The following is a 24,299-nucleotide window of genomic DNA, read 5'->3' on the forward strand; positions in this document are numbered from 1 at the left end:
GTCCTTCCCGTACCTTTGCCCCGTCAAGGTGCCAGACCCCAATCGCGGGGCGCGGCTGAAAAGGGAATCCGGTTCAATGCCGGAGCTGTCCCCGCAACTGTACGCTTCACATCGGGGCGGGCCACGAATGCCACTGTTTGCTGATTGATTTTCAATCGACTAAATGGGAAGGCGGCCCGCTCGGCGAAGCAAGCCAGGAGACCTGCCCGGACATTCACAGGTTCAGCATTCGCGGAGGACGAATGGAGAAAGAGAACAGGGGCCGGTTTCGGCAGGCCCACTTTACAACTGTTTTTCGGCCTCGGTCTGGCGCTGGTTTTCTTTAATTTGAAGGCGACTGACGGTAGATTTTGAATCGAATTTTCTTTTGGAAAATTTGATTCGGATGCAGCTTTTTTTATCGTTCAGGCGTGTTTTCCCGTTGCCGGGCTTGCTGCTGCTGAGCCATTTGGCGGCAGCGCAGATAGCGCCTGCCCCAGCCGGGACCAGCCTGACGGACGTAGTGCATCCGCTGTCCGATGTGCAGGTGCGTGCCAGCCGACCCGCCCGGTTTGCCGTCGGCAGCCGCCGGCTTTTGGTTGATTCCACCACGCTCAGCCAGCAGCGCGGCGGCACGCTGGCCGACGTGCTGGCCGCCCGCAACTCCATCTATTTCAAGACCTACGGGCCGGGCCAGCTCACCACCATCACCATCCGGGGCACGGCATCGCGCCACACGGCCGTCCTCTGGAACGGGTTCAACATCAGCGTGCCCTCTTTGGGTGAATCCGATTTTGCCACCCTGCCCGCCAGCGCCAGCAGCCGGGTAGAAGTGCAGTTGGGGCCGGGCGGCGCGGCCTTTGGCAGCGGCGCGGTGGGCGGGGCGGTGCTGCTGTCGTCGCCCCTGCGCTGGGGCCGTAAGGGCTGGGCCAGTGCCCAGGCCGATGCGGGTAGCTTTGGCCTGTGGGGCGGCAGTGTGGAAGCCGGTTTCAGCAACGGGCGGGTGGCCGCGCAGGTAACGGCTTCGGCCCGCACCGCGCAAAACGATTTTGCCTACGCGGAGCTCGGCACCGGTCGCACCCGGCGGCTGGTAAATGCCGCCCTGCGCCACCAGTGGAGCGTGGCCGAAGACCTGGGCTGGCGGGTGGGCACATCCGGCGAAGTGCTGGCCTCCGTCTGGCTGACCGATACGGAGCGGGAAATTCAGCCCAGCCTGGGCACGGCCAACCGCCACGCCATGCAGCGCGACCGCAACCGCCGCGTGCTGCTGGGCTACCGCCACACCATCTCGGCCCGCCAGAGCTGGGCCGTGCGCGGGGTTTGGTTCGACGACGGCCTTGATTATTGGGACGATGACCTTAGCAGCCCGTCGCGGGTGTACACCACCCAGGCGCAGGCCGAATACACCGCCCAGCTAACCAGCCAGCTCGGCCTGCACGCCGGGCTGGAAACCCAGCGTTTCGACGCCCGCATTTCCGACTACGGCCGCAACCTGAGCGAGTACCGTAGCGCCGGTTTCCTGCTGGCCCGCTACGACCCTTTTGCCCGCCTGCACCTCAGCGCCCAGCTGCGTCAGGCCCTGCTGCCGGGGCAGCGCCCGCCCTTGCTGCCCGCCCTGGGGGCCGAGTGGGCCCTGCTGGAGCGCCCGGCCCATCACCTCACTGCCAAGGCCAGCGCGGCCCGCAGCTACCGCGCCCCCACCCTCAACGAGCGCTACTGGAGCCCCGGCGGCAACCCCAACCTGCTGCCCGAAAGCGGCGAAGGCTACGAAGCCGGCCTGGCCTACAAAGGGCAGCCCGCCCAGCCCTCGCCAGTGCAGTGGGAGGCCGAAGTCACCGCCTACCGCCAAACGGTGAAAAACTGGATACAGTGGCTGCCCGCCGCCGAATACGCCGGCAGCTACTCGCCCCAGAACCTGCGCCAGGTACGCACCCAGGGTCTCGAAACCAGCGCCGAAATCCGCTGGCGGCGGCCCATCCACGGCATGCGGGTGCGGGCGGCCTACACCTTCACCCAGGCCCGCAAGCTGGAAGGCTACGCGCAGGACCCCGACCCCGTGGGCGTGCAGCTGCCCTACGTGCCCCTGCACGCCGCCACCCTCAGCACCGACCATACCTGGCGGGGCTGGCAGGCCGGGGCCGCGTTGCAGCTCACCGGCTACCGCTACACTACCGCCGATGCCCAGGAGTTTCTGCCGTCTTACCTGCTGCTCAATGCCAACCTGGGCTATACGTTTCGGCCCGTTTCGGCGTGGGCCTTCACGCTGCTGCTGCAAGGGACCAACCTCACCAACCAGGCCTACCAAAGCTATGCTTACCGCCTCATGCCGCCCCGCGCCGGGCAACTCAGCCTGCGCGTAGCCTGGCGGTAAGCGGCCAGGCCCGGCGGGCAACTCAACGTGTCATTTTCAATTAAACCACCTTTTATACGCTTCATGTTTTCCCTCAAAAAACTATCCCTGCTGGCTTTGTCCGGCAGCCTGCTCCTCACCGCCTGCGACCCCAAAAAGGATGACCCCAAGGTCGAGTTGCCCAGCCCCAGCGAGCGGGTGTACGTGGTGAACGAAGGCAACTTCCCCAGTCCCGACGGCGATATCAGTCTGTTCAACACCACTACCAAGACGGTAACCAGCACCGGCCTCTATAAAAGCGTCAACCAAGGCGATTTAGGCTCCAACCCGCAGTCGATGACCATTATCGGTACGAAGGCATACCTGGCCGTGACGGCCAGCGACTCGCTGAACATCGTCAACCTCACCGATTTCCGGCACACGGCGGGCATTCACCTGAAGCAGCCGCGCTATGCGGTGGCGGTATCAGCTACTAAAGCCTACGTGACGCAGTGGAACGGCTATGTAGCCAATGGCACCGTGAGCATTGTGGACCTGGCCACCAATCGCATCACGGGCACCATCAGCACGGGGCTGGGGGTACAGCCTGAGGAAATTCTGCTGGGCAAAAACGGCCTGGTGTACGTGGCTAACAGCAGCAGTAACTTCCTCACCGTCATCAACCCGGCCACTGATGCGGTGCAGGCGCCCATCGCCACGCCCGACGGCCCGAAAGGCATTGTGCAGGACAATGCCGGCAACATATGGGTGCTTTGCGGCCAGTACGTCGACCCCAACGACCACATCATCCGCTTCAATCCGGCCACCCCAGCCACCCAGGTGAACATTGCCGTGCCCAGCAACTACTCCAACGGCAACCTGCGCCTGAACCCCGCCGGCGACAAAGTATTCGTGTCGTTGGGCGGTGACAGCAAGGTGGCCGCCGGCATCTACGAGCTGCCCCTGACGGCAACCACGTTGCCCGCCACGCCGCTCATTCGCCGTAATTTCTACGGCCTGGGCATCGATAAAGACAATGTTATTTACGGTGGTGCCTCCCGTGGGGCTTCCAACGGCTACGCATCGCGCTACACCAGCACCGGCACCAAAATCGACTCTTTCCAGGTCGGGAAATACCCCAACGGCTTCGTGTTCAACTAGATTTTCCACCTCCTCTTTCTGCAAAACAAGGAAAAGGCCCGCCCCGGAAGGAGCGGGCCTTTTTTGTGGGCCTTGATTTGACGCTGAATGGCTAAAAGCTAGTCGGCGATGCCGTCGTGGTTGCGGTCTTTGGCGTCGCCGGCGGCTTTGTAAAGGTCTTTGCCCGTCACGCGGCGCGTGGTGTCGCGGGTGAGGCCGGCGGTGGCCGAGTCGCCGTTGGCGGTGCCGTCGGTGCCGGCGGCGGGGCCTTTTTTGGTGTAGCCGCGCTCCACGTTGGTGTCGCCGTCTTTGGTGCCCGAGCTGCAGGCGCTAAACGTGGCGGTGAGGGCGCAGGCCACGGCAAGCGGGCGGAGGAAGTTTTTCAGAGACATGAAAGAGCGAAGGTGAGGGGGTAAATAATAAGCGATGCCGCAAGGTAGAAAAATAACCCGCCCGCACGCAACCCGAACCACCGGGCGCGGGTACGGTTGTACCGACGAGGACCGGCCGAAGGTTGCCCAAAGCTGCGCGTTCCCACTTCATTTTTCTTATTTGCCTGATGTTTAACCCGCTTTCCGTTTCCTCGGCGGCTACTGCGCTCGTGCCGACCTACACTTACCCCGAGTTCCGGGAGCTGATGACTACGCTGGCCGCCGAAAACCGCACCACCGGTCCCGAGCAGCTGCCGGGCCTCATCCGCTACACCGCCCAGAACCAGGCGCACCTAGATACCGCCTATGCCCGGCCCTTGCTGGCCGCGCTGGTCGAAAAGCTCCGGCAGCTGCCCCGCCCCGAGCGCTGGCTGGTGCTGGGCGAAACCTGGTGCGGCGATACCGCGCACACCTTGCCCATTCTGGCCCACCTGGCCGATGAAAGCCACGACCATGTCACGCTGCACGTCGCGCTGCGCTCCGAGCATCCCGAGCTGATGGCCACCCACCAGACCGACGGCAAAAACAGCATCCCCAAGCTCATTCGCTACGATGCGGCTACCGGTGCCGAACTGGGCACCTGGGGCCCGCGCCCGGCCGAGGCCCAGCTGCTGAGCCACCAGCTGCACGCCGATAAAACTTTGCATACCAACCAGGTAGTAAAGGGCATGAATATGTGGTACGAGGCCGATAATGGCCAGTCGGTGCAGCACGAGCTGCTGGCGCTGTTGGGCTAAGATTGGGGTTGAATCAAATTTTCCCCTATTTTCACCTTCCCAATTCCGAATTATATGCCCTTGCCGCTGCGCCTTCGCCTTCAAAAACACGTTGCTGCCTGGCCCTGGCGGCGGGTGGGCGTGCTGGCCGGCGTCAGCCTGTTGCTGGCACTAATGCTGGTGGGTTATTTGTTTGGCGTAAGTGACCATTTCTTTGGTCGACTTTTTTTTGCGTTTCTCGTATTGGTCTGGCTGCTGGCCGTTACGTTCCTCGCCGTGGTGCCCTTCGTGACCTGGGCCACCGCGCATTGGTTCGGGCGCGGATGGGCCGAAGTCTCGACGCCGGCCCCACGGCCCCGCCGGGCGGCCCCCGGCGCGTCAGCAGCGCGTTCTATTTCTCCACCGGCTGCCTCGCGGCGGCCCCAAACACGTTAAAGCCATTGAAAACTAACCTACTGCACATCAAAAATATGGTGTGCCCCCGGTGCGTAGAAGCCGTGCACAACCTGTTGGAGCGCGCTGGTTACAGCCCCAAAGCCGTAACGCTGGGCGTGGCCGAGCTCGACGAGAATACCCCCGCCGACCCCGAAGAACTGGCCCCGCTGCTGCACGCCGCCGGCTTCGAGCTGCTGCGCGGCCGCGCCGAGCAGCTCACCGAACAAATCAAAGGCACCCTGGCCGAATACCTGGAGCACCTGCGCACGGCGCGCTCGCCGCTCACCACCTCGGCTTTCCTCACGGACCGGTTTGCGGCCACCTACTCGCACCTGAGCAAGGTGTTTTCGCGCACCGCCCACCTCACCATCGAGAAATACCTCATCCGCCTCAAAATTGAGCGCGTGAAGGAAATGCTCAGCTACGGCGAGCTGACCCTGAACCAGATTGCCGACCAGATGCGCTACAGCTCGGGCCAGCACCTGAGCAACCAGTTCCGCCAGGTGACGGGCTACTCCGTGAGCGAGTTCCGCCGCCTGATGCTGCCCGAACGCATGTCGCTCGACGCGCTGGCGTAAGGCACCATCTTTCAATACCAAAAAAGGCGGCTTCCCACTCGGGAGCCGCCTTTTTTAATTAGGTTTGCCAGGTCAATTATTTCCTGCTTTTTCGATGTTGCTCGCTATTCTGCTGCCCGGCTTTTCCATGATGGTCAACGGCCATTTGCTGAAGGGGATTCTCTGTTTCGTGCTTCAGATAACGCTGATTGGCTGGATTCCGGCGGCTATCTGGGGCGTGGCGTCGCGTAGCCAGGATTTGGCCGAAAAGCGCCACCGCGAAACCCTGGAAGTGCTGCGCGCCCGCCGCTAGCGGGGCACTGCCCCGGGCCGCTGGCCGGCGTAGAAGCGGGCGGCGCGCAGGGCAATGGGCAGCCCGATGCACAGCATGAGAATCACCAGTCCGATGGCAGCCGGCTCCGGCTTGAGGGGCGGGGCCGCCACCCGCGAGCTGGGCAGCACCACCAGGTTCATTATCAGCCAAACCACCAGCCCATAGCCCAGGCCGGCCAGCACCGGATACCGCAGCAGCACCGGCAGCCGCGGGCTCAGCCAATACAAAAACACGGCAAACGCCACCGCAATGCCGTAGTGGGCCACCAAACCCAGCACGGCCGTGCCCGCGCCGCCCGCAAACGCCGCCTGCCCCACCAGCCCGCTGGCCACAAAATGCAGCACATTGACCGGGGACTTGTGCGTCGTCAGCACGTATTGGGTGCAGGCGGCGATGATGTCGAGCGTGCCCGCCAGCAACCCGGTAACGAGGGCCGCGCGGAGCCAGCCGGCGGGGCGCTCGGCGGCGATGGGGGAGGGAGAGGTTTCCATGCAGTAAAATAAGGATTTTGGCCGAAAGTCTTACGCCACTCGGCCCTCCGGCCGCCAGCCCCGACCTTTGCCGGAAATGAACCCCGGCCGGCCGCGCCGGGTTAGTCTCCACTGTGCCGAACCACTCTCCCCGCATCTTGCTCCTGACGCCGCCGCTCACGCAGCTCAACACCCCGTACCCGGCCACGGCCTACATTAAGGGCTTTCTGGGCGGGCGCGGGTATGACGTGACCCAGGCCGATATGGGCTTGCAGCTGGTGCTGCGGCTGTTTTCGGAAGCGGGTTTGCGGCGGGTTTTTCAGGAAGTTGAAGCCGGAAATTTTGAGCTGAGCGACAACGCCAAGCGGATGCTGCGCCTCCAAAACCGCTACCTGGCCACCATCACCCCGGTCATCCGCTTCCTCCAAAACAAAGATTTAACGCTGGCCCCGCGCATCTGCCACGGCCGTTTCCTACCCGAAGCCAGCCGCTTCGACAACGTGGCCGACCTCGAAACGGCCTTCGGCACCATGGGCCTCACCGACCAGGCCCGCCACCTGGCCACGCTCTACCTCGAAGACCTCGCCGACCTCATCAAGGAAACCGTGGGGCCGCACTTCGGCTTCTCGCGCTACGCCGAAAAGCTGGCCCTCTCCGCCACCAGCTTCGAGCCCCTGCACCAGGAACTGGAAGCCGCGCCGAATTTGCTGGATAGAATGCTGCTGGAGGAGCTGGAGCCCCTTTTGGCGCGGGTGCAGCCGGATGTGGTGGGCTTCACCGTGCCCTTCCCCGGCAACCTCTACGGCGCGTTGCGGCTGGCCAAACACATCAAGCAAATCAGCCCCGAAACCGTGACCATCATGGGCGGCGGCTACCCCAATACCGAACTGCGCGACATCAAAGAGCCCCGCTTTTTTGATTACATCGACTTCCTGACGCTGGATGATGGCGAGGGGCCGTGGTTGCGCCTGCTGGACTTGTTCGCCGCGCAATCGCTGCCTTCGATGGAGAAATTGCAGCCTCCCCCGACACTATTGCAGCCCGCATCAGGACAGGTAATGCCTCCCCCGATGCTAATGCAGCCCGCATTAGGGCAAGTAGTGCCTCCCCCGGCACTATCGCAGCCCGTCTTAGAGCAAGTAATGCCTTCCCTAGTGGTATTGCAGCCCGCGTTAGGGCAAGTAATGCCTCCCCCAGCCATATTGTTGCCTTCCTTAGCGCGATTGCGGCCTTACTTGGGGGCTGATGTGACCGAACTGCCTCTACAACGCACCTTCCTGCGCGACGAGGCGGGCCGGATTCACTACCTCAACCAGCCCTTCCCCGATGTGCCGCACGCCGAAGTGGGCACGCCCGACTACTCCGACCTCCCCCTCACCGATTACCTCTCGGTGCTGGAAGTGCTGAACCCCATGCACCGCCTCTGGAGCGATGGCCGCTGGAACAAGCTCACCGTGGCCCACGGCTGCTACTGGAAGCGCTGCTCGTTCTGCGACGTGACGCTGGACTATATCAGCCGGTACGAAACGGCCCCCAGCACGCTCCTGGTGGATAGAATCGAGCAAATCATCAACCAAACCGGCCAGACCGGCTTCCATTTCGTGGACGAGGCCGCCCCGCCGCTGGCCCTGCGCGACCTTGCCATCGAGCTGCTGAAGCGCCGCGTGGCCATCACCTGGTGGGGCAATATCCGGTTCGAAAAAACCTTCTCGCCCGACCTCTGCCGGCTGCTGGCCGCCTCGGGCTGCATCGCTATTTCGGGCGGGCTGGAAGTGGCTTCGGATAGGCTGTTGGCGTTGATGGAAAAGGGCGTGACCATCGCCCAAGTAGCGCGCGTCACGGACGGTTTTACCCAAGCCGGCATCATGGTGCATGCTTATCTGATGTACGGCTTCCCCACCCAAACCGCCCAGGAAACGGTGGACAGCCTCGAAGTGGTGCGCCAGCTTTTCGCGGCCGGCGTGGTGCAGAGCGGCTATTGGCACCGCTTTTCGATGACCGCGCACTCGCCCGTGGGCAAGAATCCGGCGAAGTATCAGGTGGCGGCCATCGGCCCGGAGCCCGCCGGCTTTGCCTGGAACGACCTCTGGCACGACGACCCGCTGGGCACCGACCACGAAGCCTTCGGCCCCGGCCTGGCCAAGTCGCTCTACAACTACCTGCACGGCGTGGCCCTCGATGAGCCCCTGGCCCGTTGGTTCGATTTCAAAACCCCGAAATCGACCACCCCGCGCCACCTCATCCAGCAAGCCCTGCAAGCCCCCGATAAGCCCGACTTCGCCCGCCAGAACCAACGCCTGTTCTGGCTCGGCAACGCCCCTGAAATCCGTATTGAATCGGGTAAAAAGGCCCCACGCGCCGTGCTCACCTGCTACGAGCAGGCCGAGGATTTCGAGGTGAAAACCACCGAAGCCGCCGGCCGCTGGCTGCACCAACTCCTCACCCAGCTCAGCCAGGATTTCGACACCAAAGTGCTACTGAAAGACGCCGCCGCCAGCTTTCCGAAATCGGAAGGCTCATTCGAGGCGTTCCTGCAAAGCCCGTCCTGGACCTTGCTGCGCGAGAAGAGCCTGCTGCTGCTGTAAAGAAACGGAACAGCCCGTCATGCTTCGACAAGCTCAGTATGACGTCTGGGGTATCGTTCAACTACCAACGACGTCCTGCTACTTCCCTTGTAGCCACTCCACCACGTCGGCGGGCAGCCCCGGCCCAAAGGCAGCGCTGCCCGGCAGCAGCAAATCGGGGCCGGTGGTGCGGTACACGCGCACGGCCGCGCCGCGCCGCCCGCCTAGCGCGTTGCGCAAAGCGACGGCGCGGGTAGTGGCCCCCGCGCCGCCGTACAGGCCCAGCAAGGGCATTTTGCGGTTGCGCAGCTCCCGAAACGCGGCGCGGGCGTTGGCATCCACCGCCGGGTTTTGGGCGATGAAAAAGGCCGCTCGGGGTGCGCCCGGGCCGGTCAGCAACGAAGCCAGGGCCGTCGCCCGGCCTCCCGCCGCCCACGCCCCGATATTGGCCGTGTCGGCCCCGGCGGTGCCGCGCAGCAGGCGCAGGGCGGCTTGTAGGCGCGGCGTTTCATCCGCAGCCGTGGCCGAATCGGCGGGCGGGAGTAGCAGCACAATCAGGCCTTCGCGGGCCAGCGCATCGGCCCAGATAGCGGCGGTGGGGGCCGTTTCGGCATCGGGCAGCAGGGCTAGCGCCGCGCCGGGCGTGCCCGTATCAGCCGGCGCAAACAGCCAGGCCGAGCCCGTGGTCTGCGGCACTTCCTCGGTGCGGTAGGTACTGGGCGTGGGCGCGCCCCGCTTCACCAGAATGGTGGTGGCTTTGGTGGAATCCAAGGTGAGGGTACCGCGCCAAAAGTCTCCGTCCAGCGTCAGGGCCAGGGTTTGGCCGGGGCGGGCGGGCCGCGTCAGGCGCAGCTGATTGTTGCTGAAAACGATGGTGTCGGCCACGAAGCTGAGCGTGCCGGGGGCCGTGAATTCGGCTTCGTAGTGGCCGGGGCTGGGGTGGCGAATGTCGAGCGTGGCCCGGGCTTCGGGCTGTCCGGCGGCGCTGAGGCTGCCTTCGTAATGGCCGACTGGTGGCGTGGCGGCTTCGGCAGTTTGCTCGTGCTTGGTCTGACAGGCCGTCAATAGAATGCCCAGGCACACGCCCAGCAAAGCGCCACTTTTGCGAAGGAAATGGCTGCTCATCGGACGCGTCGGGACTGACATAGGCATTCGGTAAAAGTAGGCGCTTTAGCGGCCGGCCATGCCCTTGCGCAAAATCAGGTCCGTCTGCACGTCCTGCCCCAGCCGGAACTCGTGCTGGCCCACTTCGCGAAAGCCAAATCGCTGGTAGAAGGCCCGGGCCTTGTCGTTTTTCTCCCACACGCCCAGCACCACAGCCGTGCAGTGCAGCTGCTCGGCCAGGGCCAGGATGCCACGCATCAGGGCCGCGCCCAAGCCGGTGCCCTGCCAGTCATCGCGCACATACAGGCGCTCAATTTCAAGGCGGCCGGCCTCGTCCTGGCCTTCGGGCAGGCCCAAGGCCGAATTATCGCGCAGCTTGGCATAACCCACCAGCTCGTTCTGCATATGCGCCAGCAAAAACGTGTTTTCGCGGTCCTGCAATTCGGCCATTTGAATATCCGGTCCGAAATTTTCGGCCAGATACGCGGCCATATCCGCCGGTGTATTGGTGGCGGCGAAGGTTTCCTGAAAAGTTTGACGGCCCAAATTGGCCAGTTGGGCGGCGGTGGCGGTATTGGCCTTGGCCAGCGAGATGCGCAGAGGAGATGACATGGCGCAAAGGTCGCGTTGCCGCCGCAGATTTAAAGGATTTCGTCGGCGTTGGGGTTCCGATAGGTGCTGGTGCCGCGCCGCATCCGCAGGCCCCAACGCATCAGCAAGCCGCTGGCCAGCAGGCCCACTAGGTTCACTGATAGCATCAATGCCGAGGGGCTGTCCGGGCTGCCCGCATTCCAGGAATAGGCCCCCACAGCTACTTTTAGCAACAAACCAATGCCCAAAAGCGCGCCGCTAAATATCAGCAGCAGGCCAACGAGGCGTTGGGTAGCAGGAGGGAGGGGAGGAGTTGCCATATCAGTCGTGCATACGATGCTCGCAAAGGTGAGGTTGGCCGTTTGCTTTTCGTTCGTTGTCGTTTCGGTTCTTTAGCGTAATTTCGGGCCACCAAACATCTCCGCGAGAGTAGCTCAGTTGGTAGAGCATCAGCTTCCCAAGCTGAGGGTCGCGAGTTCGAACCTCGTTTCTCGCTCATTACAGAACAGCCATTTAGCTTCGTTGCTAGGTGGCTGTTTTGCTTCAAACGCTCCTCTCCGTGAACTGCTAATCTAGTCGCATTGCTGATTCTACAGGTGGCCCGAATAGGGGTCTGCTGCGTGTGCCGAGTTTAAGAAACTCGTCTATCATTCAAAGTTTACGAAACTGCGTTAGGAGATGAGTTTCTTAAACTCGACTTCATGAAGATTGGCTACGCCCGCGTTTCCACCCGTAACCAGAACTTAGCATTGCAGCTCGACTCCCTGACCCAGGCTTGGTGCGAGCTCATCTACTAGGAAAAAGCCTCCGGCGCGCTGGCCGCCCAGGTCGAACTTGACAAGCTCTTGCTGCAGGTGTGCCCGGGCGAAACGGTCTACATCTACAAGCTCGCCCGGCTGGGCCGTTCGCTCAAGCATCTGCTCGACCTAGTGGCTGACCTGCAGCGCCGGGACATTGGCTTGATTTCGCTGACCGATGCCATCAACACGGCCTCCGCCCAAGGGTGGCTCGTGCTCAACCTGTTTGCCTCATTGGCCGAGTGCGAGCGCGAACTCATCCGCGACCGCTACCCCCTGTTGCAGGAACCGGACGTGGTCAAAGCCATGGTTATCCGCTCGGTGCATGCCTCGATGGCGCTGGAGAGCCAGGCCGTATCCCTGGCCCCCCGCCTCGCGTCCTTGTATGTGCAAACTGTGCCGGCACCTTTCCCGCAGCCATGAGTGCCGCCCGGGAACAGCAGAGCGTGGCGTGGGAGGAATCCCGGCGGGAGGGTTTTTTGCAACTTTATCGCACACGAATATTTCCGGGTTGACTTAGCAAGGCGGTGGCAAATTCCACAAGACATTATTCCGGGCCTGCAACTGGTTTTGGAGGACTTATTCACCGACCGTAACCGCCAATTTGGCCCCGCTGCCCGTGTATAAGTCCCTCGTCAAACCCTTCCTCTTCAACCTAGATGCCGAGCGTGCCCACCACCTCGTTTTCGATAATCTGCGCCGGGCGGCGCGGGTGCCGGGCACGCCAGCGCTGCTACGGGCGCTGTATGATTTCCAGTACCCCAGTCTGGCGCGCGAGGTTTTCGGGTTGAAATTTCCGAACCCGGTAGGACTGGCGGCGGGGTTTGACAAGAACGCGGCACTGACGGATGAACTGGCCACGCTGGGCTTCGGCTTCGTGGAAATCGGGACGGTGACACCCCGGCCGCAGCCCGGCAATCCCACGCCGCGCCTGTTTCGGCTGCCGCAGGACGAGGCACTGGTGAACCGCATGGGCTTCAACAACGACGGGGCGGCCGTGGTGGCGGCGCGGCTGGCCCGGCGGCGCAACCGCCGGCTCATCATTGGTGGCAACATTGGGAAAAACAAGGACACCCCCAACGAGCGCGCTGCCGAGGACTACGTGGCCGGTTTCGAGGCCCTGGTCGAGGAGGTCGACTACTTCGTGGTGAACGTGAGTTCGCCCAACACGCCCAACCTGCGCCAGCTTCAGGAGAAAAAGCCGCTGATTGAGTTACTCCAACAGGTGCAGGCCCGCAACCAGGCCCGCGCCATACCTCGCCCGCTGCTGCTCAAAATTGCGCCCGACCTGACGGATTCGCAGCTCGATGACATTCTGGAAATTGCCCGCAAAACCAAGCTGAGCGGGCTGGTGGCTACAAATACCACCATCAGCCGCGATAAACTCAGCACCGAGCCGGGCTACGTGGCCTCGCTAGGCGCGGGCTGCCTGAGCGGCAAACCACTGCGGTCGCGGGCTACCGAAGTCATCCGCTACCTGCACCGGAAATCCGACGGCGGGCTGCCGATTATTGGCGCGGGCGGCATTCATTCGGCGGCCGATGCGTAGGAGAAGCTGGCGGCGGGCGCTTCGCTCATTCAGCTTTATACCGGCTTTATCTATGAATGGCCGGCGCTGGTGAGCCGGATAAATCGGAGCCTGGTGCAGGGCTAATGCGCTGTGCCCGCCCGCGCTGGTGCCAATAGCGGGTAAGCAACCCGGGTTCGACCAAACCAGACCACCTCGATACTAATTGGCCCGCCAGCTGATGCAGCGGAATAAAGAGCTAAAGTTAAGATAGATGGTGCTTGCCAAGCAATTGACTACGCGAGCCATCTTTTTTTTAATGGCGAAAAGAATGACCAGAAGCGCGTCGTTTAGCCTGTTATGCCAAAAATAAAATTTGAGAAAAGCGGTGCGAAATAAAGTTAACCTTACCGATGAATGGCCGGGCGTAACAATGCCGTATTTTTGCATCATGCTTCAACCCAAAAACCTGTTGATGAAGCGCGGGACCCTGCTCGGCCGGGAACCGCGAGTAGACCGAGAGGTCTTCTCTGCTATCGGTTATTCCGATTTTGCCTTTGGTATTTCCGTTGTTATTTCTGGGTGTTGCCCCGCCACCGTTTCGGATTCCGAAACGGTTTTTTTATGTCCAATGAGTTGGGCGTTGTTAAACAAATAGGGTAAAACCTCCGACTCACAAGTACTGACCACGTACTTCTTTTTCCCAACTCCGGTATGGCACGTAAAGACCTGCTCGACATCGCATCCCTGCACCGTGAGGAAATCGAGTTCCTGCTCGACCAATCCACGTCCTTTAAAAAACTGTTCACCCGCTCGGTGAAAAAAATTCCTGCCCTAGAGGGCAAGTCCGTGCTCATGCTGTTCTACGAGGCCAGCACCCGAACGCACTCCTCCTTCGAGGTCGCGGCCAAACGCCTCTCGGCGGAAGTCACGAATTTCGACGTCGCCCACTCCTCTATCACCAAGGGCGAGTCGGTACGCGAGACAATTGAGACACTCCAGGCCATGCGGACCGACTACATCGTCGTCCGCCATAGTCATCCCGGCCTGCCCGGCATGATTGCCCGCCAAACCACGGCATCGGTTATCAATGCCGGCGACGGGGCGCACGAGCACCCCACCCAAGCCCTGCTGGATGCCTTCACCATCAAGGAAAAGTTTCCCGACCCCCGGGGCAAAAAAGTCCTCATCATCGGCGACATTCTCCACTCGCGCGTCGCACGCTCCACCAGCACGCTGCTGCAAAAGCTGGGCATTGAGGTGGCGTATCTCGGGCCGGGCTCACTGGTGCCCAAGTACGTCCCGGAAAGCATCCGTCGCTTCACCGATTACGAGGCGGCCATGGCCTGGGCGCCCGATGTGGTGTACCTGCTCCGCGTGCAGATGGAACGCCAGGACGTGCAGTTTTTCCCCAGCGTGCGCGAGTACCACCGGGTTTATGGCATCACTAACGACCGGCTGGCCGAAATCAGCGACAAGGGACTTTACATCATGCACCCCGGCCCCGTGAACCGGGGGGTGGAGCTGTGCGACGCCGTGATGGACTACGAGCGCAGCCTCATCACCAACCAAGTTGAAAACGGCATTTCCGTTCGCATGGCCGTACTCGACTGGCTCACCCCGGGCGGGGAATTTCCGCGGCAAGAAGCGTATGCCGCACCGCAGCGAGCCAGCTCAACGGTAATTATACCCTAAATACCGGACGCGACGGCTAGTTCAGCCCGTTTATTTTCTTTTTCAATAGCCAGAACACCCACAATCCCTTGCCGGTTTACAGTACTCCTCCATCCATGCTTCTCCTTCAAAACGCCCGCATCGCCTCCGAAAATTCATCCGTGCTTGTTGAGAGCGATGTCCTGATTGTCGAAGGAAGAATTCAGGCAATTGGTGAAAGCCTGGCCATTCCCGAAGGTGCCCGCGTCATCGACGCGCATGGTCGCGTTCTGATGCCCGGTATGTTTGATGCCCACGTCCATTTCCGCGCCCCCGGCTTTGAGAACAAGGAAACCATCACCACGGGTAGCGAAGCGGCCATTAATGGCGGTATTACCGGCGTGGTAATGATGCCCAATACCCGCCCGGCCCTCGACTCGGCCACCGCCATTGCCACCGTGCTGGAAAATGCCAAGCACCGGTCGCGCATTCCGGTGTACACTTCCGGCTGCGTCACCAAGAACCGCGAGGGCAAGGAACTGGCCGAAATCGAGGGCATGCGCGGCCTTGGGGTGAAGATGCTGACCGACGACGGGGACACCACGGCCGACCCGGCGGTGCTGCTGCGGGCGATGCAGTACGCCACCGAGTTTGGGATGTTTTTCGCCAGCCATTGCGAGGTGTCGGAGTTGGCCGGGCCGCGCGCCCTCAACGAAGGGGTGATGAGCTACCGGCTCGGCATCAAGGGTTCGCCGGCGTGCGCGGAAGAAATCATTATCGACCGCGACATCCGCCTGGCCCACGCGGCGGGCGCGCACGTGCACATCCAACACGTGTCCAGCAAGCTTGGCATGGAAACCATCCGTTGGTGGAAATCGCGTGGCGACGTGAAGGTGACGGCGGAAGTGATGCCGCACCACCTGCTGTTCACCGACGAGCACATCGGCGACTACGACACGAACTATAAGATGAACCCACCGCTGCGGACGCAGGCCGATTGTGATGCGCTGCTGGAAGGGCTCAAGGAAGGCATCTTCGACATCATTGCCACGGACCACGCGCCGCACACGCCGTTTGAGAAAGCCCAGGATTTCATCAGCGCGCCCAACGGCATCACCGGCCTGGATACGGCCCTTGTTTCGCTCCATCACTACTTCGTCGGGCCCGGAAAATTCGGGTGGGACCTGGTGGTGAAGCGCTATTCGGCGGAGCCCCGCCGCCTGATGGGCCTGCCGGTAGCCGCCATCGAAGTCGGCCAGCCAGCCAATTGCGTTTTGTTCGATACCGAAGCGGAAACGACCTTCACGAAGGAATTCATGAAATCCAAATCCCAGAACACGCCCTTCATCGACCAGACGCTGAAAGGCCGGGTGGACCTGGTGATTTTAGGTGCGGAAATCCTGCTGGAGCGCTGATAGCTAGTTGAGCCCGGACCTGTATTTTTCAGGATTCGGTTTCCTTTAGTGGCCGAGAACTAAAACCGAAGGTTTTAGTGGACCTTCGCTCCAAGGAGCCGTCGTAGACAATTGTGTTACAGGCGTTCAATAGTTCTGCAACAGCCACGACCCTTTGGGTGAACGGGCTTAGGAAGATGTTCTAGAACCGACCCGTTTGGCCAGGTAGCTTTCGAGCGCCATCGGGCTCTGTCCACCCTTCAAGGTTTCCAAGGGAAACACCAAGCGGCGACGTCCCACCCGAATGGCTAAAATGTCGGTCACCCGCAGGGCCTGCCAAATCGCCGCCAGGCCAATGGCCCCGGGAAAGAAGGGAGTGGCCAGGGTCTGCACATAAAAATGGCCCCGCCCGTAGGTTAAGAACAGGTATAAGCGGTAGGCGGTAAAGGCGGAAAAGCCAAGGCAGCACAGGCCCACGAGCAAGAGTAACGCCCAATGCTGCACGGATTTCCCCCGGGTGACCGTGGCCTCGGTCAGGTCCGCATACGCCACGTGCTCGAAGGCAAAGCGACTGCGCAGCCGGTGCAGGCCCTGCTCATCGAGGCCAAATTCGGGGGTTTCAAACGCGTATGCGGCCGTAGGTTCCTTACCTCTTTGGCAGAAGCCAACGATGGTCACCCAAAAGTATGTCCGCGCAAACTCACCGGTCCGCGAGTCTGCCAAATTAAAATCCGCCTTTGGCAATTCGGACTGTTTAGGTAGTCGCCAGTACATATAGCAGCTGCATGGCAACGGGCAACACCCGCTCGGCTTGGGCTTGGGTTGCCGGCCAGTCTCGGTCCTCAGGGGTGCCCAAGCGCAAGTCTTCCAGCGCGGCGTGGGCCCGCTCGGTGAGCGCGTCGGGCAGCCGGGGCGAGGCCAGGTACGTGGTGAGCAATTCCGCTGCGCCGCGGCGGGCCGTTTCAGCCAAGGACCAGTCGTTGGCCTGGCTGCCATCGGCGCGTTTGAGGTGGGCCAGGCACGCGCCCAGGAACAGGCGCTCTTCGGTGGGGTGGACGGGCAGGGCGTTGGACATGGGAGCTGTACGTAGATTGACCAAGCGCAGCACGAATCAGCATTCTCCCCCTTACTTTTAACGCGATTACCGTCCGGTGCCGGTTCTTTGCCGCATGACTCCTTATTCCCTTTCCCAGAAGTACGACACGTTAGCGGGCGCGACCTTGGTACTCAGCTTTGTGCTCAACCGCGTCTTTGATGCCCTGACCCACCGCGGGGTCTTCGCCGACGGCCCCGCAGCGTACAAGCTGGGCATGTTCCTGGCGTTGCTCGCCATCCTGGCGTACTACTACTGCATCGGCCAGGGGCGCCGCTGGGCGCAGTGGCTGTTTTTGGGGCTGGTGGTGGTCGGCATCCCCGTGGTTTTGCTGGGGTTTCGGCCAGAGCTCGGCCCGGTGGGCTATGCTCCCGTCCACGTGCTGGCCTACGTTCTCAAGTACGCCGGGCAAGGCATCGGAGCCTTCTTCATCGTCCTTAGTCTGCGGCAGGCCAAGGACCAACGCTGAACACTCCTCATTCCCCTCTTACCGTTCCAACGTTTGGGCAGAACGATAAGCGAAACTTGCCAGGCCCGCGCTTGGGCTTCCTGTCGGACCGGCAAGCGTGGCCGCTTCCCGCCGGGAGGCGGCGGTGCTGCCCGGATGCGAACCGCCTTCCGACGGGCCCACGGCAGTGCCCCCGCGTGCTAGCCGGCCTCGTCCAGGGGAAACAGCGGGCTCAACTGCAACCGCCGCAAGCAGGCGCGCAGGGGCGCGTTGACGTTGCGCAGCCACACGGTAGCGCCGGCCTGGCGCAGCAGCAACAGCTGGGAGACGACGTGGGCCACCCCGCGCAGGCGCTGGCACTGCAACTGGCCGCAGTCGATGACCAGGGGCCCGCGGGGCGGGGCGCAGCGGGCGCGCTGCACGGCAATGGGGTCGTCCAGGTGGAGACGGGCGGGCGCATGGGCCCGGGCTACGTGGGCGCGGAGGGCAAACGGAGGGGGTGTCATCGGCGGCGCGAAAAGATGGTAAGGGGATTGGGGCGGTTAGCCAACGGTTGTCAGCAACCGCTGAAGTTCGGCGTCGCTGCCCACCGGGCCGCGGTAGCGCAATTCGCCCGCTGCAGCCCGGCCGGCGTAGAGTTCGACCTCCTGGTGGCCGTCCGGCACAAAGGCCCGCACGATGCCCTTGGCGCTGGGCCGTACGTAGGTGCGGCCCGGAGACGTGCCCTCGACGGGCGTCCAGCTGATGGGAAAGAAACCGGCCTGAGTCAAGAGGAATAAGAGCATAGAAAAATTAAAATGTGAATATAATTACTATCACAAAGTTGGCTGGCACTCTGCCAATAATTTCTATGCATAAATACGGATATACCGACCGATTACTACGGATTTTGGGTACGCCCGGCTCCTGCGGTGCGGCTCGGTACGGGGCGCTGCAGGAGCCGGGCGTGCCTATCTTTCTCACCGGCTGGGATGTAATCTCGCCGCTTCACCAGGACCACATCGCCCGAAACCGTATTGCCGCTCATCCCGTCGTTGAGTCCCCGCTGCCCCAGGCCGGCACATCCCCTGCGGGGCCGGTAATTGCGGATAACCGCACGCCGCGCGGGGGCTTATAGGCGGCTGGAAGTCGGGCCACGCCGGGCCAAGTTGTTCAGGCAGCATCGCTGCAGGAGCTGCCTGGACCGGCGTGGCCCGCTCTGAAAGCTGGCCCGAGGGGCTATTTTAGGTAGCCAAAGAGGCCGTGGGTTTCCCCTTGCGGCCCGGCCGTAAAGTAGAGGTGCTGCTGGTCCTCGGCGCTCAGGCCGGTGGTTGGGAAGACCAGGGTCCACAGCCCGTCGATGTGAATGGGTTGCTGCTGTTGGTCCTTCAGGGTGCCCAGCAGCTGCCCCTGTTCGTCGTAGGCATGGATGAGCTCGTCCCCGAAATTGCCCACCAGCAGGGCATTATTGAACTCGCCGAAGCTGGCGGGTGCCCGAACCAGTCCCCACGGGGAATTGAGGGCCCCGCCCGTCACGAGGCGCTTCTCGAGGATGCCCGCCGGCGTAAACACGTCCACGTAGCCGTTGCCCGGGCCGGCCTCGTCGTCCTCGTTGTCGGGAGCTTTCAGCTTGGCATAGGCCACGTACAGTTTGCCTTCAAGGGCCTGGATGTTGAACGGCCCGAACCCGGCCGGAATCGTCGGGTCCGCAAACGGCTTATCCGTCACCGGGGCAAAGTTTTTATCAAACACGTCGATGGTCCGGCCTTTGAAATTGGCGACGTACAGGAAATTCGCGCCGTTGCCCCAAGGCACGCCAAGCGCCCCGCGGCGGGGCTGGGGAGCGCGCCGAAAAAGGAACGCGGCCCCACCCAGCAAACTTGTAACCGCCCCGCGCAAAGTTGCCTGCGGGCGGGGCTCAAACCTCCGTGGTGGGGCCTGCCAAGGGAGCGTGTGAACGGGAGGGAGACGGCCGGGACTAGAGGTCGAAATGGTTGGCCTAACCGGACCACCGCATGCCGGGGATGGTTACCTCGCCCGGCACCACCACGTTGCCGGTGCGCTGGAGCACGCCCCAGCTTTGCAGCTCGCCCTTGATGGCACGCAGCACCGACCGCAGCAGCACCACGTACATCAGCTGGCGGTACGCGAAGCGCTGGGGCAACAGGCCCCACAGCCGGCTCCGGCGCTCGCCCTCGAAGCCGAAGGCCAGGGCCGCCGCCGCGGCATCGACCCCCAAAAAGCCCAGGTAGTAGCCCAGCACCGGGCCGCCCTGCCCGGTAACGAGCGAGTAGAGCATCAGCAAATCGGCCAGGGGATTGAGGAAAGGCAGGATGAGCTGGAACACCAGCAGATTGGGGAAGGCTACCAGCCCCAGCGCGCCGTAGCGCGGGTTGAGGCACACGGCGCGGTGCTTACAGAACGCCTGCATGATGCCGAACGACCAGCGGAAGCGCTGCTTTAGGAACATGGCCACGGTTTCGGGCGCCTCCGTCACGGCCAGGGCGCGGGGCGCGTAGGTGACGCCGTAGCCGGCCCGCTGCAGCCGGATGGTGAGGTCGCAGTCCTCCGCCAACGTATCGGTGGTGAAGCCTCCCACGGCCCGCAACGCCGCCGTGCGGAACGCGCCGATGGCCCCCGGCACCACCGTGATGCCGCCCAGCAGCGCGAAGGCGCGGCGGTCGAAATTCTGGCTGGTGATGTACTCGATGGCCTGCCAGCGGGTGAGCAGGTTGCGCTCGTTGCCCACCTTCACGTTGCCGGCCACGGCCCCCACCCGCGGCGAATCGAAGTGGCTGAGCAGGTGGCGCAGGGCGGCAGGGTCGAGCTGGGTATCGGCATCGATGCACACCACGAAGTCGCTGGCGGTGCGGGCAATGCCGTAGTTCAGGGCCGAGGCTTTGCCGCCGTTGGGCTTCGTAAGCACCCGCACCTGCGGGTGGTCGGCGAAGGCGGCCGACACCAGCGCGTACGTCGCATCCTGCGAGCCATCGTCCACAAACACCACCTCAAAATCAGGGTAATCGAGCCGCAGCAGGCTGTCGAGGCTGCGCACGGCGTTCACCTCCTCGTTGTAGGCCGGCACGATGATGCTCAGGCGGGGCCACTGGCCTCCGGTTTCGGCGGGCGGCATGGGCGCGGCGGCCTCGCGGGCGCGGGTGCGGCGGTGCTGCACCCCGGCCAGCACGGCCACGGCCAGTTGCCGCCCCAGGGTGAGGACGATGCCCAGCAGCAGCAGCGTGTAGAGGCCGTGCTCGAGGAAATACAGGCCTTCCACCGTCAACCAGTTGGCTTCGGCCAGGTCGCGGTCGCGGTCATTGGCCAGGGCGGGCATCAGTTCGGCTTTGGGCCGGTGCATCAGCTCCGAGACGGTGATGAAGCGGTAGCCGTGTTGCTTGAAATAGTGAATGATGCGCGGCAGGGCGGCCACGGTGGCGGCGCGGTTGCCGCCCGCGTCGTGCAGCAGAATCACGCTGCCGTTGGCCTGCTCCTTCACCACTTGGTTGAAAATCTGGTCGGCCGTGACGCCCGGACGCCAGTCCTGCGGGTCGATGCTTTCGCCCACGGTCAGGTAGTTCTCGTGCTTGGCCCGGAAGATGGGCTCAATTTCCTGCAGGTTCTGCGGCTCCGCGTCGGCGTTGTAGGGCGGGCGAAACAGGATGGTGCTGTGGCCGGTCACGCACTCGATGAGGCGGCGGGTGGCGTTAAGCTCCAGCCGGGCCCGGGCGCCGCTCACGTCGGCGATGTTGGGGTGCGAGAAGGTGTGGTTGCCGATTTCGTAGCCGTCGTCGTAGAGCTGGCGCAGCAGCGGCACGTTGTTCTCGGCGTTTTCGCCCACCACGAAGAAGGCGGCCGGCACCTGCTCCCGCTGCAGAATTTTGATAACCTGCGGCGTGTAGGTTTCGTCGGGGCCGTCGTCGAAGGTCAGCACCACGGTTTTGGGGGCCAGGCCCAGCTTGCGCACCACGTAGCTGGTGGGCAGCACGGCGTAGCTTTCCTCACTGATGAGCTGGTCAGTTGCATCGAGCGTGAGGCCGATGCGCCCGTTCTGCGGGCCGCTGAGGATGTTTAACACCTCGCCCTCGCCGATGTAGTCGACATCGGTAGCGCCCACCGGCCGGCGCAGGTGCCGCATGAGCACGGGGCCGGATTTCTGTAAACTATCGGCCCGCAGGTTGCGGTGGAAAAAGTCCCACAGGCGCGGGTCTTCGGAGCCCAGCCGCCACAAGGCCACTCCGGCCAGGCCTTGGTCATCGGCGGCGCGCAGGGCGTTGAAGTTGGTAGCCGCGTCAGTGAAAAACACCTGGTGGGGGTGGTTGTGCTCGTCGGCGTAGCGGAAATCGAGGTTATAGGTGTCGTTGTCGAAGTGAATGGGGGCCTTTGCCTCCTTGGCCGTGGTCAGGGCTTCCTGGTAGGTGAGGTCGGTGCCTTCGATGTGTTTTTTGCCGCCGTCAGTGCGCCAGTCGTAGCCGTAGGCGGCCAGGCCGAGCACCAGCTTGCGCGGGTCCACTTGCGCCTCCATCTTGGTCAGAATGTCTTCTACCCACTTGTGGGCAGCCACGGGGCCGGGGGCGCTGCCGGTTTCGTGCTGGTCATAGGCCATCAGGACGAGGTAGTCGTTGGCGCGGGCCAGGGTGGCGGGGTCGTAGTCGTCGTTGAGCGGGGCGATGTCCTGCGTCACGAGGTAGCCGCCGGCGTGCAGGGCGGCATACAGCTCGCGCTGGAAGGTTTCGAGCGGGGCGCGGTCGTCGAGGTTCAGGTTTTCGAAGTCGATGTTCACGCCCTGAAACCCGTAGCGCCGGATGGCCTGCAGTACATTGGCGATGAACAGTTGGCGGGTGCGCTCGGTGGCCAGCATACGGCGGACGTTGCCGCCGTTCCACTTCTCCTTATAGTAGTTCGAAATCATGGGCACCACGGCCACGCCGGGGTGGCGGCGCAGCAGCGCCAGGGCCGCCGTGTCGATGTCGAGGCTGAGCTGGCCGGCCCGGTCGGGTACGAACAGCCACTCGGGCAGCACCATGTTCAGTTGGTCCACGTGCCGCCGCAAGGTGCTCATGGACTGCGCGTCCCAGTTCACGTAGAAGCCCGCCCGGATGGGCAGGCCGTTGCGGAAGGCCGGGGCCGGGCGATGATTTACCGGGCTAATGGGCTGGGCACGGCTGCGCCGGTCCTGGTAGCCGTGTGCGTGCCGGGGCAGCTGCTGACGCAGGGCCTGAAAGGTGCGGTTGTGGCGGTTAGCCAGCGTGGTCAGGGGCGTGGGCCGGAGCACTTGCCGGTACATCTCATTGGCCCCGAACGAGCCCGGCAACAGCGTGGCCGACTGTTGGAACAAGGCCCAGGCCAGCCCGGCCAGCGCCAGCAGTACGAGGACCGTCGCGGCGCGCGCGCCCCAGACGAAGCATTGCCAGCGCCGGGGGGAAAAGCTCTGAAAAACTTGGGGATTAGACTCAGCGGCAGTAGACATGGACGAAAAATAAAATTTCGGATGGCAGCCAACTCACAAACACAGCTTAATAGCAATCAATCTATTGCAATAAGAAAATAGTAATGACTACGGCTTGGGACGTAGTGGTGAAAGGTAGAATTATCGCCAGGCAAATGCCTTGATGTAAATCATACCTTGCCCAGATACCCATCATGTTCCGACGTTTTCGCCACTGGCCGCCGGACCAGCCGGGTATTGGTGTATCATTGGGCTTATCTATTCTTTCTTCTTCGTCCTGTATGCCGAAAGCATCCTTCGTGCGCCGCTACGCCACTTTGGTGGGGTTGGGATTACTCAGCAGTTCTTCGGCCAGGGCCCCCATTGACTACACCAACGCCGCCTTTCTGGCCCGGCTCTATGCCGACCCGGAGTACCTGGCCCTCAAGGCGCGGGTGGCCCGCGAGTTTGCGCACGCCCGGCCGGGGCAGTGGGGCGAATTTGTGAAGGGCGTGGACGAAGATTTGGTCACCAGCCAGAAAATCCTGGCCCTGACCTTCGACGCCTGCGGCGGCCCGCACGGGGGCAGCGGCTACGACGCCGAGCTGATTGACTACTTGCGCCGCGAGCACATCCCGGCCACCCTGTGCGTGACCGGCCGCTGGATTGACGAAAACCCGGCGCACTTCCGCGAACTGGCCGCCGACCCGCTGTTCGAAATCGAAAACCACGGCTTCAACCACCGGCCCTGCTCCGTAGACGGCGAGAGCGAGTACGGCATCCACGGCACGGCCACCGCTTCCGATGCCTTCGATGAGATTGAGGCCAACGCCCGCAAGATTGAAGGCCTGACGGGCCGCCGGCCCCGGTTCTTCCGCTCGGCCACGGCGTACCTCGACGAGGCCTGCGCCAAGCTGGCCGGCCAATTGCGCACCACCGTCATCAGCTTCGACGTGCTCTCGGGCGACGCCGTGGCCGGCACCCCGGCCGACGTCATCCGCGACAACGTGCTGCGCCACGTGCGGCCGGGGGCCCTGGTCATCATGCACTTCAATCGGCCGGCCTGGAATACCTACGAGGCCCTGCGCCAGGCGGTGCCCGTGCTGCGTGGGCAGGGCTACCAGTTTGCCCGCCTCCAGGATTTTCCCCTCAAGGGCCGTTGAGTGCGGGCAATGCCATTTCGGGTTAAGCGTCTGTTGGCTCTGGTTCCGCTTAACCCGACTGAAAGACAGGGTTGCCTCATACTCTTTGATGCTCTCTTTAGAGTAAGCTTATCCCTTCGCCACTATTAATAAATAAAGTATTCATTAAATGAACGGAGCGCGTCTACGGCCTCACCATTTTCTTGGACGC

At 62.8% G+C, this 24,299-nt stretch carries 24 protein-coding genes, 1 tRNA gene, 2 pseudogenes and 1 riboswitch; of the genes and pseudogenes, 16 read left to right on the plus strand and 11 right to left on the minus strand.

The window, feature by feature from the left end:
- Window positions 1–9 precede the first annotated feature (9 nt).
- Window positions 10–224: riboswitch (cobalamin riboswitch) on the plus strand.
- 161 nt (window positions 225–385) lie between these two features.
- Window positions 386–2,350 carry a TonB-dependent receptor gene (locus tag AAFH49_RS12270; RefSeq protein WP_342298470.1) on the plus strand — a complete coding sequence of 655 codons (1,965 nt, stop codon included), beginning with the start codon at window positions 386–388 and terminating at the stop codon, window positions 2,348–2,350.
- Window positions 2,351–2,413: 63 nt separating this feature from the next.
- Complete coding sequence (locus AAFH49_RS12275; RefSeq protein WP_342298471.1) at window positions 2,414–3,469, plus strand: DUF5074 domain-containing protein; 1,056 nt, start codon at window positions 2,414–2,416, stop codon at window positions 3,467–3,469.
- 98 nt (window positions 3,470–3,567) lie between these two features.
- On the opposite strand, the gene AAFH49_RS12280 is transcribed toward AAFH49_RS12275, so the two are convergent.
- Window positions 3,568–3,840: a hypothetical protein gene (locus tag AAFH49_RS12280; RefSeq protein ID WP_342298473.1), complete on the minus strand. Its 273-nt coding sequence runs from the start codon at window positions 3,838–3,840 to the stop codon at window positions 3,568–3,570.
- A 167-nt stretch (window positions 3,841–4,007) separates the two neighbouring features.
- Between AAFH49_RS12280 and AAFH49_RS12285 the strand changes: the two genes are divergently transcribed.
- The 4 genes from AAFH49_RS12285 (at window position 4,008) to AAFH49_RS12300 (ending at window position 5,900) form a co-directional block, all read left to right on the plus strand.
- Window positions 4,008–4,616, plus strand: coding sequence for a thioredoxin family protein (locus AAFH49_RS12285; protein ID WP_342298475.1), 609 nt, complete (start codon window positions 4,008–4,010; stop codon window positions 4,614–4,616).
- 54 nt (window positions 4,617–4,670) lie between these two features.
- Window positions 4,671–5,030: a hypothetical protein gene (locus tag AAFH49_RS12290; RefSeq protein ID WP_342298477.1), complete on the plus strand. Its 360-nt coding sequence runs from the start codon at window positions 4,671–4,673 to the stop codon at window positions 5,028–5,030.
- Between the two features lie 5 nt (window positions 5,031–5,035).
- Window positions 5,036–5,608 carry a helix-turn-helix domain-containing protein gene (locus AAFH49_RS12295; protein ID WP_342298479.1) on the plus strand — a complete coding sequence of 191 codons (573 nt, stop codon included), beginning with the start codon at window positions 5,036–5,038 and terminating at the stop codon, window positions 5,606–5,608.
- A gap of 94 nt (window positions 5,609–5,702) precedes the next feature.
- Window positions 5,703–5,900: a hypothetical protein gene (locus AAFH49_RS12300; protein WP_342298481.1), complete on the plus strand. Its 198-nt coding sequence runs from the start codon at window positions 5,703–5,705 to the stop codon at window positions 5,898–5,900.
- Here AAFH49_RS12300 and AAFH49_RS12305 read toward each other — a convergent pair.
- A complete protein-coding gene (locus AAFH49_RS12305; RefSeq protein WP_342298483.1) occupies window positions 5,897–6,412 on the minus strand; it encodes a DUF1440 domain-containing protein in 516 nt (171 codons plus the stop codon). The two genes, AAFH49_RS12300 and AAFH49_RS12305, sit on opposite strands and share 4 nt — an antisense overlap.
- 137 nt (window positions 6,413–6,549) lie before the next feature.
- Here AAFH49_RS12305 and AAFH49_RS12310 point away from each other — a divergent pair, with 137 nt between their 5' ends.
- The gene (locus tag AAFH49_RS12310) at window positions 6,550–8,976 is read left to right on the plus strand and encodes a B12-binding domain-containing radical SAM protein (RefSeq protein WP_425293330.1); all 2,427 of its coding nucleotides are present in this window, start codon (window positions 6,550–6,552) and stop codon (window positions 8,974–8,976) included.
- A 78-nt stretch (window positions 8,977–9,054) separates the two neighbouring features.
- On the opposite strand, the gene AAFH49_RS12315 is transcribed toward AAFH49_RS12310, so the two are convergent.
- The 3 genes from AAFH49_RS12315 to AAFH49_RS12325 are packed head-to-tail and all read right to left on the minus strand — an operon-like array spanning window position 9,055 to window position 10,970.
- On the minus strand, window positions 9,055–10,101 hold the full coding sequence (locus tag AAFH49_RS12315; RefSeq protein WP_342298484.1) for a dienelactone hydrolase family protein: 1,047 nt from the start codon (window positions 10,099–10,101) through the stop codon (window positions 9,055–9,057).
- 24 nt (window positions 10,102–10,125) lie between these two features.
- Window positions 10,126–10,671 (minus strand): GNAT family N-acetyltransferase, encoded by a 546-nt coding sequence (locus AAFH49_RS12320; protein ID WP_342298485.1) that lies wholly within the window; start codon window positions 10,669–10,671, stop codon window positions 10,126–10,128.
- A 29-nt stretch (window positions 10,672–10,700) separates the two neighbouring features.
- Window positions 10,701–10,970: a hypothetical protein gene (locus tag AAFH49_RS12325; RefSeq protein ID WP_342298487.1), complete on the minus strand. Its 270-nt coding sequence runs from the start codon at window positions 10,968–10,970 to the stop codon at window positions 10,701–10,703.
- Between the two features lie 103 nt (window positions 10,971–11,073).
- Here AAFH49_RS12325 and AAFH49_RS12330 point away from each other — a divergent pair.
- The 7 genes and pseudogenes from AAFH49_RS12330 to AAFH49_RS12360 all read left to right on the plus strand — a co-directional run bounded on the left by AAFH49_RS12330 (window position 11,074) and on the right by AAFH49_RS12360 (window position 16,022).
- Window positions 11,074–11,146 (plus strand) — tRNA-Gly (locus AAFH49_RS12330).
- Window positions 11,147–11,351: 205 nt separating this feature from the next.
- Window positions 11,352–11,447, plus strand: a complete 96-nt coding sequence (locus tag AAFH49_RS12335) for a recombinase family protein (RefSeq protein ID WP_342298488.1) — start codon at window positions 11,352–11,354, stop codon at window positions 11,445–11,447.
- Between the two features lie 12 nt (window positions 11,448–11,459).
- Window positions 11,460–11,870 (plus strand): annotated as a pseudogene (locus AAFH49_RS12340) (recombinase family protein); the annotation flags it as partial.
- A 196-nt stretch (window positions 11,871–12,066) separates the two neighbouring features.
- Window positions 12,067–13,101 (plus strand): annotated as a pseudogene (locus AAFH49_RS12345) (quinone-dependent dihydroorotate dehydrogenase).
- Window positions 13,102–13,405: 304 nt separating this feature from the next.
- Window positions 13,406–13,612, plus strand: a complete 207-nt coding sequence (locus AAFH49_RS12350) for a hypothetical protein (protein WP_342298489.1) — start codon at window positions 13,406–13,408, stop codon at window positions 13,610–13,612.
- Between the two features lie 56 nt (window positions 13,613–13,668).
- Window positions 13,669–14,649 (plus strand): aspartate carbamoyltransferase catalytic subunit, encoded by a 981-nt coding sequence (locus tag AAFH49_RS12355; RefSeq protein WP_342298491.1) that lies wholly within the window; start codon window positions 13,669–13,671, stop codon window positions 14,647–14,649.
- Between the two features lie 95 nt (window positions 14,650–14,744).
- The gene (locus AAFH49_RS12360) at window positions 14,745–16,022 is read left to right on the plus strand and encodes a dihydroorotase (protein ID WP_342298492.1); all 1,278 of its coding nucleotides are present in this window, start codon (window positions 14,745–14,747) and stop codon (window positions 16,020–16,022) included.
- A gap of 168 nt (window positions 16,023–16,190) precedes the next feature.
- On the opposite strand, the gene AAFH49_RS12365 is transcribed toward AAFH49_RS12360, so the two are convergent.
- Window positions 16,191–16,679, minus strand: coding sequence for a hypothetical protein (locus AAFH49_RS12365; RefSeq protein ID WP_342298494.1), 489 nt, complete (start codon window positions 16,677–16,679; stop codon window positions 16,191–16,193).
- A gap of 76 nt (window positions 16,680–16,755) precedes the next feature.
- On the minus strand, window positions 16,756–17,076 hold the full coding sequence (locus tag AAFH49_RS12370) for a hypothetical protein (protein WP_342298495.1): 321 nt from the start codon (window positions 17,074–17,076) through the stop codon (window positions 16,756–16,758).
- A gap of 94 nt (window positions 17,077–17,170) precedes the next feature.
- On the opposite strand from AAFH49_RS12370, the gene AAFH49_RS12375 reads away from it, so the two are divergent.
- Window positions 17,171–17,563 carry a hypothetical protein gene (locus AAFH49_RS12375; RefSeq protein ID WP_342298497.1) on the plus strand — a complete coding sequence of 131 codons (393 nt, stop codon included), beginning with the start codon at window positions 17,171–17,173 and terminating at the stop codon, window positions 17,561–17,563.
- 179 nt (window positions 17,564–17,742) lie between these two features.
- On the opposite strand, the gene AAFH49_RS12380 is transcribed toward AAFH49_RS12375, so the two are convergent.
- The 4 genes from AAFH49_RS12380 to AAFH49_RS12395 form a co-directional block, all read right to left on the minus strand.
- A complete protein-coding gene (locus AAFH49_RS12380) occupies window positions 17,743–18,048 on the minus strand; it encodes a hypothetical protein (protein ID WP_342298499.1) in 306 nt (101 codons plus the stop codon).
- Window positions 18,049–18,084: 36 nt separating this feature from the next.
- Entirely contained in the window at window positions 18,085–18,327 is a 243-nt protein-coding gene (locus AAFH49_RS12385; RefSeq protein WP_342298501.1) for a hypothetical protein, read from the minus strand.
- Window positions 18,328–18,760: 433 nt separating this feature from the next.
- Window positions 18,761–19,336 (minus strand): TIGR03118 family protein, encoded by a 576-nt coding sequence (locus AAFH49_RS12390; RefSeq protein WP_342298503.1) that lies wholly within the window; start codon window positions 19,334–19,336, stop codon window positions 18,761–18,763.
- Between the two features lie 184 nt (window positions 19,337–19,520).
- Complete coding sequence (locus AAFH49_RS12395; RefSeq protein ID WP_342298504.1) at window positions 19,521–22,988, minus strand: trifunctional glycoside hydrolase family 18/polysaccharide deacetylase/glycosyltransferase family 2 protein; 3,468 nt, start codon at window positions 22,986–22,988, stop codon at window positions 19,521–19,523.
- A 260-nt stretch (window positions 22,989–23,248) separates the two neighbouring features.
- Between AAFH49_RS12395 and AAFH49_RS12400 the strand changes: the two genes are divergently transcribed.
- Window positions 23,249–24,109: a polysaccharide deacetylase family protein gene (locus AAFH49_RS12400; protein ID WP_342298505.1), complete on the plus strand. Its 861-nt coding sequence runs from the start codon at window positions 23,249–23,251 to the stop codon at window positions 24,107–24,109.
- Window positions 24,110–24,299 lie beyond the last annotated feature (190 nt).

The sequence above is a fragment of the Hymenobacter segetis genome (assembly GCF_038448715.1).
Classification (GTDB): domain Bacteria; phylum Bacteroidota; class Bacteroidia; order Cytophagales; family Hymenobacteraceae; genus Hymenobacter; species Hymenobacter segetis.